Here is a 14,104-nt window from a genome sequence, read left to right on the forward strand (position 1 = left end):
ATGATCAACCATGGGTTCCGGCAGGTGTCGGTGGGGTGAGTGAAGGTATACCGCGGCGGGGTACCGACGATCCCGTCTGCCAGGTTGGATGGGTCGAGCTGTTCCCGACGGGTGAGGTGGGGTTGTTCACGTCGGAAGCAACTCACCGCACAGCTCATACGCTTCCCACCACCGTTCGCCACCCGCTCTCATCTGGTCCGGGCACGCCGAGCTGAGAGGGAACTCATGCTCGACCTCCCAAATGTTCGTCGAGTACGCGCGCGATGATCGGCAGCACGTGTGGTGCGGTCAGTTCGTCGTGGGTGACGTCGACGTCGTGGGTGACGATTTCGCCGGTCACATAGCGCCGCCAGCCGGCCGGACCGAAGATGTCGGAGGTGTCGACGGTCGCGCTGAAATACACGATGTCACCGTCGAATACGGGACGCCGGTATCCCGTTCTGGTCTGCGCCCCCGCGTTGTACGACCGGGCCATTCGCTCGATGATGCCTGCATCGATCAGCGAAACACCGCCCAGCCGTGCACGGATCAGATCGGCGGCCTCCTGTGCGGACGCCTCGGCAGGCACATCGTGGATCCCGAAGAGCGGGCCGAAGGTATGGACGAAGGCGCCCGCGCTGAGCCACTCGATGCTGTCACCGTCGACGTCAGCGGTGTCGGCGTCGAGCAGCGCGAGGACGCCGACGGTGTCGCCGGCATCCTTCAGCTTCGCCGCGATCGCGTGCGCGATGAGTCCGCCGAACGACCACCCGAGCAGGTGGTACGGCCCGGTGGGCTGTATCACGCGAATCTCGCGGACGTACCGATCGGCGAACTCCTCGATCGAGCGTGCCGGTGCTTCGTAGCCGCCCAGATCCGGGGCCTGCAGTCCATAGATCGGCCTGTCCGGTGCCAACGCATCCGCCAATCCCAGGTAGGTCCACGATAATCCGGACGACGGGTGGATGCAGAACAGCGCCGGCTCGGTGCCGCCGAGCCGGATCGGCAACACTACGTCGAGCCCGAGTCCGCCGGGTACGGCATCGGGCGACGATGCCGCGGCGAGGGTTGCGGCCTCGTCGGCCGCGGCGGTCTGCGCGGCCGGAGTCCGGGCGAAGCGGGCCGCCGCGTCGAGCGCGTCGACCCACAGTTCGGCCAGTTCGGCCACCTCGTCGTGGTGCAGCAGTGTTTCGGGGAAGCCGAAACTCGCCCGCAACCGGTCGCCGACGAGCATGGCGTTGACGTCGATCGCCGATTGCACTGGCACGTCAGGATGTTCGGCGGGGTGTAGGTCGCCGAACTCGTCGGTGGGCAGCCAGTCGAGGCCTTCGAGCTCGGTCGAGATGTCGCCGATCGAGGACCGCCCGAGGTAGGTGAAGCTGATCCGGCCGGGTGGGCGTTTCGGAAGTGCCGCTGCGGTCGCGGGATTCAGGTAACGCAAGAGGCCGAACCCGATACCCTGGTCCGGCACCGCGAGCAGTTGATGCTTCACCGCGCGGATCGCCGCACCCATGTCCGGACCGCCGGCGAGTGCATCATCGACATCGATGCCGCTGAGGTCGAGCCGCACCGGATAGACGCTGGTGAACCAGCCGACGGTCCGAGACAGGGCGCCGGGGATCACTTCCTCGTGTCTGCCATGGCCTTCCAGTCGCACCAGCACCGTGTCCTCGGCAACGTCACGCCTGGCCCGCCAGCGCAGCAGGGCCAGCGCCAGTGTGGCGAGTATGGCGTCGTCGACGACGCCATGTAAGAGGTGGGGGAGCGTGGTGAGCAGTGCGGTAGTGGCCTTTTCGGACACCTCCCGTTCGACAGTGCGCAAGATACGCGCCTGATCGATCGCCGGGTCCAGCTCCCGGGGACCGATCAGCGGGTCCGGGCCCGCGATGACGTTCTGCCAGTATTCGAGTTCGGAAACCCGTTGCTGCGAACGTGATTCATCGGTGAGGAAGTGCGACCATCGTCGCATCGACGTGCCCGTCTCGGCGAGGACCGGCGTGTCACCGACGGACACCTGTGCCCAGGCGGCGACGAGGTCGGGTACCACGATGCGCCATGAGACGCCGTCGATCACGAGGTGGTGCGCCACTACGATCAGTCGGCCCGTCTCGGTCCCGGCATCACCGTCGCCTACCGGGTCGAGCCAGACAAATTGCAGTACAACGCCGTTCGCGGGATCCAGCCGATTCGTTGCGGAATCCAGCTCGGTCACGGCGAGCTCACGGAGCTCGGTGGTGTCAGCGGCGATGTCGAACTCGGTGCGGTGCACCAGCGCGTCCACGTCGACCGAGCCCGGTGCGTCCACCCACAGGCGAGGTTCGCGGTCCTCGGACTCGGACAGCCGCGCGCGCAGCATGTCATGGCGGTCGATGATGGCCGCCAGCGTGGCGATGATCTGTGGCCGTTCGATGCCGATCGGAAGCTCCAGCACAACGGTTTGCGCGCAGCGGTCGAAATTGCCACCGCGCTCCAGCAGGTAGCGCACGATCGGCGGAAGGGGTAGCTCGCCGACGCCGCCACCGGGCAGCTCGTCGAGCACTGTCACAGCGCTCCCGGCGTCGGCGGCCGCGGCCAGTGCGGCCACGGCGCGGTGCTCGAACACCTGTAGCGGGGTGCAGTTGATGCCCTGCTGCCTTGCTCTGGACACGAGCTGGATGGCGATGATGCTGTCGCCGCCGAGGGCGAAGAAGGAATCGTCGGCGCCGACCTTGTCGAGACCAAGCAGCTCCGCGTAGATGGCGGCGAGAGTTTCCTCGGTCGGTGTCGAGGGTGCTCTGTACTCGGTCTGCTCGGCCGTGAATTCCGGTGTCGGCAACGCTGCCCGGTCGAGCTTGCCGACCGCGTTGAGCGGGATCGCATCCAGCACGACGAAGGCGGACGGGACCATGTACGCGGGCAGGGTGTCGGCCGCGACGGCGCGCACGTGTGCGACATCGAGCTGGACGCCCTCGGCGGGCAGTACATATGACACCGGCACGGTCGCTCCCGCCGGTCCGGTGCGGCCGATCGTCACCGCATATTCGACCTGTTCATCGCGGGACAGCACGGTATCTATCTCGCCGAGTTCGATCCGCAGGCCGCGGATCTTGACCTGGGAGTCGCTGCGGCCCAGGTACTCCAGCTCGTACGCGCCGTCGTGCCCGGTGACCCAGCGCACCATGTCGCCGGTGCGGTACATCCGCTCACCCGGCTCGCCGTAGGGGTCGGCGACGAATCGTCCCGCGGTCATCTCGAATCGGTTGAAGTAGCCGCGTGCGAGCGCGGGACCGGCCAGGTACAGTTCACCGGCGACGTCGACCGGCACCGGGCGCAGCCAGGTGTCGAGCACCATACCGGCGGCACCGCGGATCGGCCCGCCGATGGTGATCGGTTCGTCCGCAGCGAGTTCCGCGGGCCCGGTCGCCCAGATGCTGAACTCGGTCGGACCGTACAGGTTCACGATTCGCCGCCCGGTCGACCACCGCTCGATCAGTTCCGGTGTCGCGGCCTCGCCCTCGACAGCGAGCACGCGCAGGTGGTCGAGGCCGGTCGGTTCCATCGTGGCCAGCGCCGACGGCGTGACCGCCGCGTGTGTCACCCGTTCGGTACGCAGAAGCCGATCCAGGTCGGCGCCACCGTAGACATCCGGTGGCGCGACCACGAGCCTGCCGCCCGCCCCGTGCGCGGTCAGCAGCTCGAAGACCGACGCATCGAAGCTCGGTGAGGCGACATGCAGCGCGCTCGCCGTCGGATCCAGCGCGAGTGACTCCTGTTGGGCCGCGACCAGATTCGCCACACCGCGATGGCTGAGCAGCACAGCCTTCGGCTTGCCGGTGGAGCCCGAGGTGTAGATCAGGTAGGCCGTCTGGTCGATATGGATAGGGCCGCCGCGCTCCTCGTCGGTGATGGGCGCATCGGAGACCGTCATAACCCGGCGGATCGTGTCGGGGTCATCCAGCAGCAGCCAGTCGATGGTGTCCGGCAGCGTCTCGCCGATCACCGTGACCGTCACCCCGATCGGCGCCTCGGAGTCGGTGAGCATGTACTCGATCCGCTCGACCGGATACCGGGGATCCAGTGGGGCGAAGGCCGCGCCCGTCTTGGCCAGTGCCCACACCGCCACCACCGATTCCAGCGATCGAGTGAGGGCAAGCACGACGGACACCTCCCGCCGGACACCCCGGCGCAGCAGGACCCGGGCGAGGCGGTTGGACCAGGCGTCGAGTTCGCCGTAGGACATCGTCAGCTCGCCCGCGCTCACCGCGATGGCGTCGCGGTCGATCTGCGCTCCTGCGCAGAGGATCTCGGGCAGGGTTCGGGGCGGCACGGCTTCCGGTCCACGAACCGGCAGCAGGGCGGCGCGTTCCGCGTCGCCGCAGTACCGCAGCTGGGACACGAGGGCGCGCGGGTTGTCGGCGAGCTGCGTCAGCAGCTGGATGAAGCGATCGAGCATAGGCCGGGCTGCCGTGGGATCCAGCTGGGCGGCCAGGAACTTCAGGGTGATCCGGAGTGTGTGGTTCCCATCGCTGCCGCGGAGTGGAACAACCATGAGGTTCAACGGATAGGGCGTGGCATCGGAGCCTTCGACGTCGAGCACCCGCATGCCCGCGATGTCGAGCGGCTGCGACAACGCTTCCCGGTCGATCGGGTAGGACTCGAAAACGGTGAGCGTGTCGAACAATTCGGCGAGGCCAACGACCTGATGGATGGCGGCGAGCCCGACATGCTGGTGGTCCATCAGCCGCGCCTGCTCGCCCTGCAGGCGGGCCAGCAGGTCGACCACCTTCTCGGCGGGATCGAGCCGCACGCGCACCGGCACCGTATTGATGAACAGCCCGATCATTTCTTCGACACCGGCCAGTTCCGGTGGCCTGCCGGACACCGTTGCGCCGAACACCACATCGGTTCGGCCGGTGAGCATGGCCAGCAGCATCGCCCAGCCGGCCTGCACGATCGTGTTGGTCGTGGTGCCGGAATCGCGCGCGACCGTTTCCAATCGGTCGGCCGTGTCGCGGGGCAGGTCGGCGGACACCACCCCGGTCTCGATCGGCCCCATCCCGCCGAGTGACGGGACCGCCCGTGTCGGGGTGTCGACGCCGGCGAGGGATTGCGCCCATGCGGTGGCCGACGCGGCATGGTCTTGCTCGCGTAGCCAGGACAAAAACTCGCGGTAGGAGTGCGTGGGCGGCAGCGCGGAGGCGTCGCCCGAGGTGACATACAGTGTCAGCAACTCGCGCACCAACAGCGGGGTCGACCAGCCGTCCAGCACAAGGTGATGATTGGTCAGCACGAACCGGAACCGGTCCGGGGCGGTACGGACGAGTGTGCAGCGCACCAGCGGTGGACGGGTCAGCTCGAATCGGGTACTCGCGTCTAGGGCGATCACCCGGTCGAGCTCCCGCTGCCGTTCCTCGGCATCGGCGACTCCGGTCAGGTCGATCTCCTGCCAGCGGATGTCGGCGTCGGTCAGGACGAGTTGGCGGGGCCCGTCGTCGGTCTCCACGAAGGCGCCCCGCAGGTTGTCGTGCCGTGCCACCACTACCTCTGCGGCGGTGCGTAATCGCGCGGCGTCGACGGTGCCGGCCAGGGTGAGCAGCGACTGCACCGTGTAGCCGTCGGCGGTGTCGGGGTCGTACCGCGCGTGGAAGAACAGGCCGTACTGCAGTGGTGAGAGCGGCCATATGTCAACGAGATTCGGATAGGTGCGCTCCCACGTTTCGATCTGCCGCTGGGTCACCGGGACGAGGTCGAAGTCGGACGGTGTGCGCCCGCCTGCGCCCGTGGTCCTGGCGTGGTCGGCCAGAGCCCGCAGCGCGTCCGCCCAGAGTTCGGCGAGGTCTCCGACGTCGGCGGCATCGAGCAGACGGGAAGCGTAGGCCCAGGTCACTTCCAAGCCGGTGTCGGTCAGCACGGCGACGATGTCGACGACCGCGGCCAACGGCGCTCGGTCGTCCTGCGTTGCCGCGAAGCGTTGCGGCAGCCAGGCTGCGGTTTCGCCGCCGGTTGCGGACCGGCCCAGATAGTTGAAGCTGAGCTGTGGGGTCGGCGCGTCCACGAGCGCATCGATGGTGTCGGCGTTCAGGTAGCGCAGCATGCCGAAGCCGATGCCCTTGTCCGGCACCGCCCGCAGCTGTTCCTTTGTGGTCTTGATCGCGGCGCCCGCCGCGGGGCCGCCGGCGAACGCGTCGACGAGGTCGATGCCTGTCAGATCGACGGCGACCGGATACACGCTGGTGAACCAGCCCACCGTGCGCGCGACGTCGGCGCCGGGCAGGATGGCCTCCGCGCGCCCGTGGCCCTCCAGCGTGAACAGCGATGATCTTCGGCCGCGCCAGCGGCTCACCGCCATCGCGAGCGCGGCTAGCAGCACATCGTCGGCGTGGCAGTGGAATCGGTCCGGCACTGTGGTGAGTACGGTGTCCGCGACGTCCGACGCGATGGTGGTCTGCCAGGTCGCCATCGTGGCGACGACGTCGACGGCCGGATTCAGGGCTCCCGTGCCGATCGGCGGATCGGGCGTGGTGAGGATGTGTTGCCAGACCGGCAGTTCCGCGCCGCGTCCGGCCGCGTGCTCGAGCTGTCCGTGTGCCCAACGTCGGAACGAGGTGCCGACCGGAGCGAGGGCGCCGCCCATGGCTGCGGTCGCCAGATCCGGCAGCAGGTTGCGCCATGAGACGCCGTCGGTCACGAGGTGATGCAGCACGAGCCAGCACAGGGGAGCGGCGTCCGCTCGTTCGATCAGTACGAAGCGCGCGACGATTCCAGTCTCGGGGTCGAGCAGGTCGGCGGCGCGCTGCAATTCGTCTTCGCAGGTCTGGTGCACGTCGGGACTCGTCGTCACGATGTGCACCAAGGCGTCTGCGTCGACCGAACCGGATTCGGCGACAACCCATTCCCAGCCGTGTTCGGAGTTCCGCAAAGAGCAGCGCAGCAGGTCGTGGTGGTCGAGGAGTGCCTGCACTGCCGCGACGAGCCGGGCGCGGTCGACGCCCGCCGGGAGACCGATCAAGACGGCCTGGCTGAACCGGCGCCAAGCACGTCCCTGGTCCAGCATCGCGTGCACGATCGGCGTGAGGTCGACGGGACCGACGCCGCCGCCGGGCAGCTCGTGAACCACCGGGGCACCCACCTCGGTGGCCACCGCCGCCAGCGCAGCAACGGTCTTGCGCTCGAACACATCTCGTGCGCTGAAGCCGATCCCGGCGATCTTCGCCCTCGAGACCAGTTGGATGGACACGATGCTGTCGCCACCGAGTGCGAAGAAGCTCTCGTCGACGCCCACCGAGTCCAGCCCGAGAACCTCGGCGAACAACGCGGCCAGCGCCTCCTCGCGCGGAGTCGAGGGAGTTCGGCTCATGAGCGCGTTGGCACCGAAATCCGGTTCGGGCAGCGCCTTGCGATCCACCTTGCCCAGGGGTGTCAGCGGAATGCTGTCCAGCACCACGATCGCGGCGGGCACCATGTAGGACGGAAGCGATTCACCGGCAGCCGCTTTCAGTGCTTCCGGATGCACCTCCGCACCCGGCCGGGGCAGCACGTAGGACGCCAGCGCGGTGGCACCGGAATCGGTCTGGGCGCCGAGGGTGACCGCGAAGTCGATGTCCGGGTGCCGTAGCAGCGCGGCGTCGATCTCACCGAGCTCGATGCGGAAGCCGCGCACCTTCACCTGGAAGTCGCTGCGTCCCTGGTAGTCCAGCTCCAACGTGCCGGAGCTCTTGGTCCAGCGCACCAGGTCTCCGGTGCGGTACATCCGCTCGCCGTACGCGTACGGGTTCGCGACGAATCGGCCTGCGGTGAGGCCGTTGCGCTGATGGTAGCCGCGCGCCACGCCGGCACCGGCGAGGTACAGCTCACCGATGGTGCCCGGAGCCACTGGTCGCAACCATGGATCGAGCACAACCGCGGAGGCGCCCCGGACGAGGCCACCGATGGTGACCGGCGCAGCTGGTGTCAACGCGTCGCTCAACGTCACCGTGACGGTGGTTTCGGTGGGCCCGTATCCGTTGAGAAGAACACGGCCGGACCACTTTGCCACCAGCTCGGTTGGGCAGACGTCGCCACCGACAATGACGGTGCGCAGGTCGGGTAGTGTCGCCGGGTCGAGAGATTCCACGACGGCCGGCGTGACGTTGAGGTGGGTGACGTGATGCGCGCGTAGGACTTCCGCCATCTCTTCGCCCGCGTATGCCGACGGCGGGACGACAGCGAGCGTCGCACCGGCGGCGAAGGTGACCAGGATCTCCTCGATCGAGATGTCGAAACTCGGCGAAACGGCGTGTGCCATCACGGAATCAGCACAGATGCCGAACCGGCGACCGGAGCTTGCGACCAGATTTGCCAATCCCCGGTGCGAGACCAGCACGCCTTTGGGCAATCCGGTCGATCCCGAGGTGTAGATGATGTATGCGACCTGATCCAGGTGCACCGTGGCATGCCGCGCGGTGTCGTCGACCGGTGCCGCGTCCTGTTCGGCGATGCTCCGGCCGGTCGCCTCCTCATCGAGGATCAGCCAGTTCACCTGGTCCGGCAGTGACTTTCGCGCGGCCGCCACGGTCACGCCGCCGACGACCCCGCTGTCGCGGACCATGTGCTGGATCCGGTCGGCGGGATAGGTTGGATCGATCGGGACGAAGGCGGCGCCCGTCTTGGCCACCGCGAGCATCGCGAGTTCGGACTCGACCGAGCGTGGAATCGATATCGCCACACTGCGTTCCGGCCCGGCACCTGAGGCGATCAGTACGCGCGCGAGGCGGTTGGTGTATTCGTCGGCCCTGCGGTAGGTCAGACAGGTGGCGCCGCTGCGAACAGCGATCGCATCAGGGTCGAGTTCAGCACCGGCGGTGAGGATTTCGGGCAGCGTCCGGGGCACGACACCCGCCGGTCCACGTGCCGGTGCCAGCTCGGCCAGCTCGTCGTCGGACACGATAGGTACCGTCGACAGCGCCGCGTCCGGTCCGGCAGCGAGGAACCGGCGCAGAAATCGCAGGAACCGGCTGTGGTGCGCGGCCAATTCGGTGTCGCCGTACAGGTTTGCGTTGCCCTGGAAATCGATGTGGGTGCTCTCCCCGCCCACACCGGGATACAGATTGACGTACAGGTCGTCGATCAGCCCGGCGGTCAGCACATGGGCTCGTCCCGTGACCGCGCCGAGCTGGACCCTGGTGTCCACCATCATCAGGTTCACCGAAGGACCGAACGACGCGACCTCGTCCATCGGCCAGCCGAGGTCGCGGAAGATGTCCTCCTGACGGTAGCGCTGCCGCCGCAGCGCACCGGTCAGCTCGCCCTGCGCGGCCCTGATCACCTCGCAGACGGTCGTGGTCGGATCCAGGGTGAGTCGCAGCGGAACGACGTTGGCGATCATGCCGCCGGAGCGCCGCATGGTTGCCGTCGTGCGAGCAGAGACCGGCAGGCTCAATACCACCTCTGGCGCACCGGTCGCCGCGGCGAGATAGGCGCCGAACGCGGCGACCACCGTGGGCGCCACACCGGACGAGGCCGCTTTCGCGACCGTCTCCAGCAACTGCGCCACGTCCTGAGCCAGCGCGCTCTCGACGCGGCTCGGGTGCGCGTCGACATCGGCGGTGCGGCCTGCGAGGCTCACTGGGTCGGCCATCCCGTCTAGGTGCCGGAGCCAGTACTCCCGGTCTGCCACGAAGCGGTCGGAGCTGCGGTACGCCAGATCGGCGTCGACGATCTTCCTGAGGTCCTCGGCTTGCGCGGCGGGAGGCCGCCTTCCCTCGACCGACGCGGTGTAGAGCTCGCCGGTGCGCCGCGCCATGGTCGACACGCCCATGCCGTCGAGCACGATGTGATGAATCCGCCAGTACAAGAACCAGCGGTCGTTGGCGATCCGCAGCATCACGACGCAGACCAGCCGATCGCTCATCGGATCAAGGGGTGCCGAGTATTCGTCGCGCATCCAGGCGTGCGCGGCGGCCACCGGGTCGGGCTCACACCGGAAGTCGACGATGCGCGCACTGTCGTCCAGGGTGGTGTCGACACACTGGAATGGATGGCCATCGATTTCGATCAGGCGGAGATAGCCGGTGCCGAACTCTCGTCCGGCCTGGCGTACTGCCGGTGCCAGCTGGTCGAGGTCGATCGGTCCGACCAGGTCGACGTACTGGGCGATGGAGATCGGGATATCGCCCGCGATGTGCTGGGCAAACCAGATTCCGCGTTGCGCTGCCGACAGCGGGAACGCGCCGTCGGACAAATCGATACCGGTGTCGGTCGGTGGAGCGGAAGACTGTTGCATGACAAGACCTTCATCCTGACCGCGCCGTAGCCATCCTGGGTGGTTACCACAAGTTAACTACTGCATTGTGGTGGTGCCAAGTTTCATTCTGAGCTGGCACGGCGCGCGCCGAAGCTGAATTGCCAACACTGCGCGACCCGAACATTTCGGGATTCGGGTCGCCGAAGTCGACGCGTGGAAGGCGCTGAGGCGACTCCGGGGGACGTACGATCTTACGTGTGACCAGCAGACCCGCCTCGGCGCAGCGCCTGCGCGACCTCGCGCGGTTGCGCCGCGTCCGCGACCGGATCGACCGGGAGTACGTGCAGCCGCTGGACGTCGAGGCGCTCGCCCGGGACGCGCACATGTCGGCCGGGCACCTCAGCCGCCAGTTCCGGCGCGCCTACGGCGAGTCGCCGTACGGGTACCTGATGACGCGGCGCATCGAGCGCGCGATGGCGCTGCTGCGTCGTGGCGACCTGAGCGTTACCGAGGTCTGCTTCGCGGTCGGCTGCGCGTCGCTGGGCACCTTCAGCACTCGCTTCACCGAGCTGGTCGGTATGCCGCCCAGCACTTACCGTCGCCAAGCGGCGCTCGCGCCTGCGGAGATGCCGTCCTGCATCGCGAAACAGGTGACCAGACCGATCAGGAATCGAGAAGCGTCGGTTACCGAGCCGCAACTAGCCTGATCGCTATGGACATCACCATTCACTCGAGCTTCCTCCCGCACGACGACCCTGACGCCGCCCTGGCCTTCTACCGCGACACCCTCGGCTTCGAGGTCCGCAACGATGTCGGATACAACGGGATGCGCTGGCTCACGGTCGGCCCCGCCGACCAGCCCGGCACCTCCATCGTCCTGCACCCGCCGGCCGTCGACCCCGGCATCACGGACGACGAGCGCCGCACCGTCGTCGAGATGATGGCCAAGGGCACCTACGCCGGCATCCTCCTGGCCACCAAGGACCTCGACGGCACCTTCGAGCGGCTGCAGGCCGGCGACGCCGACGTCGTCCAGGAGCCGACCGAGCAGCCGTATGGGGTTCGCGACTGCGCCGTCCGCGATCCCGCGGGCAACCTGATCCGCATCCAGGAGCTGCGCTGAGCGTCCGGCGATCGCGACCATGACCTGCGCAGACGGCGCCGCGCGGTAGCCCGCGCACGACACAGGTCCGGTTCACCGCGCGCGCCGGCTTCGACCCGCCTGCGCCGGCTACCCCGTACCTCCGTATCTCCCCGCGCCGCATCCAGGCCTGGCGCGAGGTGAACGAGCCGCCCGACCGCGAGCTGATGCTCGACGGCCGCTGGTTGGTCCGGCGCCTCGGCGGGCGCGCCGTGTGGCCGGGGCTAGAGGCTCGGCGGGCGGAAGTGAAGGAGAACCAGACGTACTGCTCGATGCTGGTTAGATCGAGCCGAGCGATGCCGACGGAGACCGCGACGGCGGTCCCGCGTTACAGATGGAGACACGATGAGCACGGCCAGGAGAGAAGGCATGCAGTCGCCCGCGCTGCACGTTGCCGACAGCCACGACCTGATCCGCGTGCACGGCGCGCGCGTGAACAACCTCCAGGACGTCAGCATCGAGATCCCGAAGCGCCGGCTGACGGTGTTCACCGGCGTCTCCGGCTCGGGGAAGAGCTCCCTGGTGTTCGGCACGATCGCCGCGGAGTCGCAGCGGCTGATCAACGAGACCTACAGCGCCTTTGTGCAGGGCTTCATGCCGACGCTGGCCCGGCCCGAAGTCGACGTACTCGACGGGCTGACGACCGCGATCATCGTCGACCAGCAGCGGATGGGTGCCGACCCCCGCTCCACGGTCGGCACCGCCACCGACGCCAACGCGATGCTGCGCATCCTCTTCAGCCGACTCGGGCAGCCGCACATCGGCTCGCCCCAGGCGTTCTCCTTCAATGTCGCCTCGATCAGTGGAGCGGGTGCGGTCACCGTGGAGCGCGCCGGACGGACAGTGAAGGAGCGTCGCAGCTTCAGTATTACCGGCGGCATGTGTCCGCGCTGCGAGGGCCGGGGCGCGGTGTCCGATATCGACCTCGCCCAGCTCTTCGACGACTCCAAGTCGCTCGCCGAGGGTGCGATCACCATCCCCGGCTACAACGCGGGCGGCTGGAACATGCGGCTCTACCAGGAGTCGGGCTTCGTCGACCCGAACAAGCCGATACGCAAGTACACCAAGAAGGAGCTCCACGACTTCCTCTACCGCGAGCCGACCAGGATGAAGATCGCGGGCATCAACATGACCTATGAGGGGCTGATCCCGCGGGTTCAGAAGTCGATGCTCGCCAAGGACAAAGAGGCGATGCAGCCGCATATCCGGGCGTTCGTGGACCGGGCGGTCACGTTCACCACCTGCCCCGAGTGCGCCGGCACCCGGCTCAGCGAGGCCGCCCGGTCGTCGAAGATCAAGGGGATCGACATCGCCGAAGCCTGTGCGATGCAGATCAGCGACCTGGCCGACTGGGTCAGCGGCCTCGATGAGCCGTCGGTGGCGCCGCTACTCGCCGCGCTGCGGCACACCCTCGACTCGTTCGTGGAGATCGGGCTGGGCTACCTCTCGCTCGACCGGCCGTCGGGCACGCTGTCGGGCGGCGAGGCGCAGCGCGTCAAGATGATTCGCCACCTCGGCTCCTCGCTCACCGACGTCACCTACGTCTTCGACGAGCCAACCATCGGCCTGCACCCGCATGACATCCAGCGGATGAACGAGCTGCTGCTGCGGCTGCGTGACAAGGGCAACACGGTGCTCGTCGTGGAGCACAAGCCGGAGGCGATCGCGATCGCCGACCACGTCGTCGACCTCGGCCCCGGCGCCGGTACGGCGGGCGGCACCATCTGCTTCGAGGGCACCATCGAGGGACTGCGGGCCAGCGGCACCGTCACCGGCCGCCATTTCGACGACCGGGCCGCCCTCGCGGAGACGGTGCGGAAGCCCACCAGCACGCTGGAGATCCGCGGCGCAACGGCGAACAACCTGCGCGATGTCGATGTCGACGTCCCGCTCGGGGTGCTTGTCGTCATCACCGGCGTCGCGGGCTCCGGCAAGAGCTCGCTCGTGCACGGGTCGATCCCCGCCGGCGCGGGTGTGGTGTCGATCGACCAGGGAGCGATCCGCGGCTCGAGACGGAGCAACCCTGCGACGTACACCGGACTGCTCGACCCGATCCGGAAGGCGTTCGCGAAGGCCAATGGTGTGAAGCCGGCGCTGTTCAGCGCCAACTCCGAGGGCGCATGCCCCAACTGCAATGGCGCCGGTGTCGTCTACACCGACCTTGCGATGATGGCAGGCGTCGCCACCACCTGCGAGGAGTGCGAGGGGAAGCGATTCCAGGCATCGGTGCTGGACTATCACCTCGGCGGGCGCGACATCAGCGAGGTGCTCGCGATGTCGGTGACTGAGGCCGAGGAGTTCTTCGGCGCCGGCGAGGCGCGCATTCCGGCCGCGCACGCCATCCTCGACCGGCTCGCCGACGTCGGGCTCGGCTACCTCAGCCTCGGCCAGCCGCTCACTACGCTGTCCGGCGGCGAGCGGCAGCGGCTCAAGCTGGCCACCCACATGGCCGAGAAGGGCGGCGTCTACATCCTCGACGAGCCGACCACCGGCCTGCATCTCGCCGACGTCGAGCAGCTACTCGGCCTGCTCGACCGGCTCGTCGACTCAGGCAAGTCGGTCATCGTCATCGAGCACCACCAGGCGGTCATGGCGCACGCCGATTGGATTATCGACCTCGGCCCCGGCGCAGGCCACGACGGCGGTCGGATCGTCTTCGAGGGCACCCCCGCCGACCTCGTCGCCGACCGCTCCACCCTCACCGGCCAGCATCTGGCGGCCTACATAGGCACCTGACCTTTGCGATTTGCTAGTAAAACTGAAATCAGTTCAGTATGCTGACG

At 68.0% G+C, this 14,104-nt stretch carries 4 protein-coding genes; 3 read left to right on the forward strand and 1 reads right to left on the reverse strand.

Annotation, left to right across the window (positions count from 1 at the left end; all coding sequences use genetic code 11):
* Nucleotides 1-223: 223 nt before the first annotated feature.
* Nucleotides 224-10,219 (reverse strand): non-ribosomal peptide synthetase, encoded by a 9,996-nt coding sequence (locus OHB12_RS03160; RefSeq protein WP_327115968.1) that lies wholly within the window; start codon nucleotides 10,217-10,219, stop codon nucleotides 224-226.
* Between the two features lie 218 nt (nucleotides 10,220-10,437).
* Here OHB12_RS03160 and OHB12_RS03165 point away from each other — a divergent pair, with 218 nt between their 5' ends.
* From OHB12_RS03165 to OHB12_RS03175, 3 genes are all read left to right on the forward strand, one after another.
* Nucleotides 10,438-10,887 (forward strand): helix-turn-helix transcriptional regulator, encoded by a 450-nt coding sequence (locus tag OHB12_RS03165; RefSeq protein WP_327115970.1) that lies wholly within the window; start codon nucleotides 10,438-10,440, stop codon nucleotides 10,885-10,887.
* A 5-nt stretch (nucleotides 10,888-10,892) separates the two neighbouring features.
* A complete protein-coding gene (locus tag OHB12_RS03170; RefSeq protein ID WP_327115972.1) occupies nucleotides 10,893-11,303 on the forward strand; it encodes a VOC family protein in 411 nt (136 codons plus the stop codon).
* Between the two features lie 387 nt (nucleotides 11,304-11,690).
* Complete coding sequence (locus tag OHB12_RS03175; protein WP_327115974.1) at nucleotides 11,691-14,057, forward strand: excinuclease ABC subunit UvrA; 2,367 nt, start codon at nucleotides 11,691-11,693, stop codon at nucleotides 14,055-14,057.
* Nucleotides 14,058-14,104 lie beyond the last annotated feature (47 nt).

The sequence above is a fragment of the Nocardia sp. NBC_01730 genome (assembly GCF_035920445.1).
Lineage (GTDB): Bacteria > Actinomycetota > Actinomycetes > Mycobacteriales > Mycobacteriaceae > Nocardia.

Coding starts and splice junctions, on each gene's coding strand:
- OHB12_RS03160 (WP_327115968.1), bottom strand. CDS start 10,219: ATGCAACAGTCTTCCGCTCCACCGACCGACACCGGTATCGATTTGTCC.
- OHB12_RS03170 (WP_327115972.1), top strand. CDS start 10,893: ATGGACATCACCATTCACTCGAGCTTCCTCCCGCACGACGACCCTGAC.
- OHB12_RS03175 (WP_327115974.1), top strand. CDS start 11,691: ATGCAGTCGCCCGCGCTGCACGTTGCCGACAGCCACGACCTGATCCGC.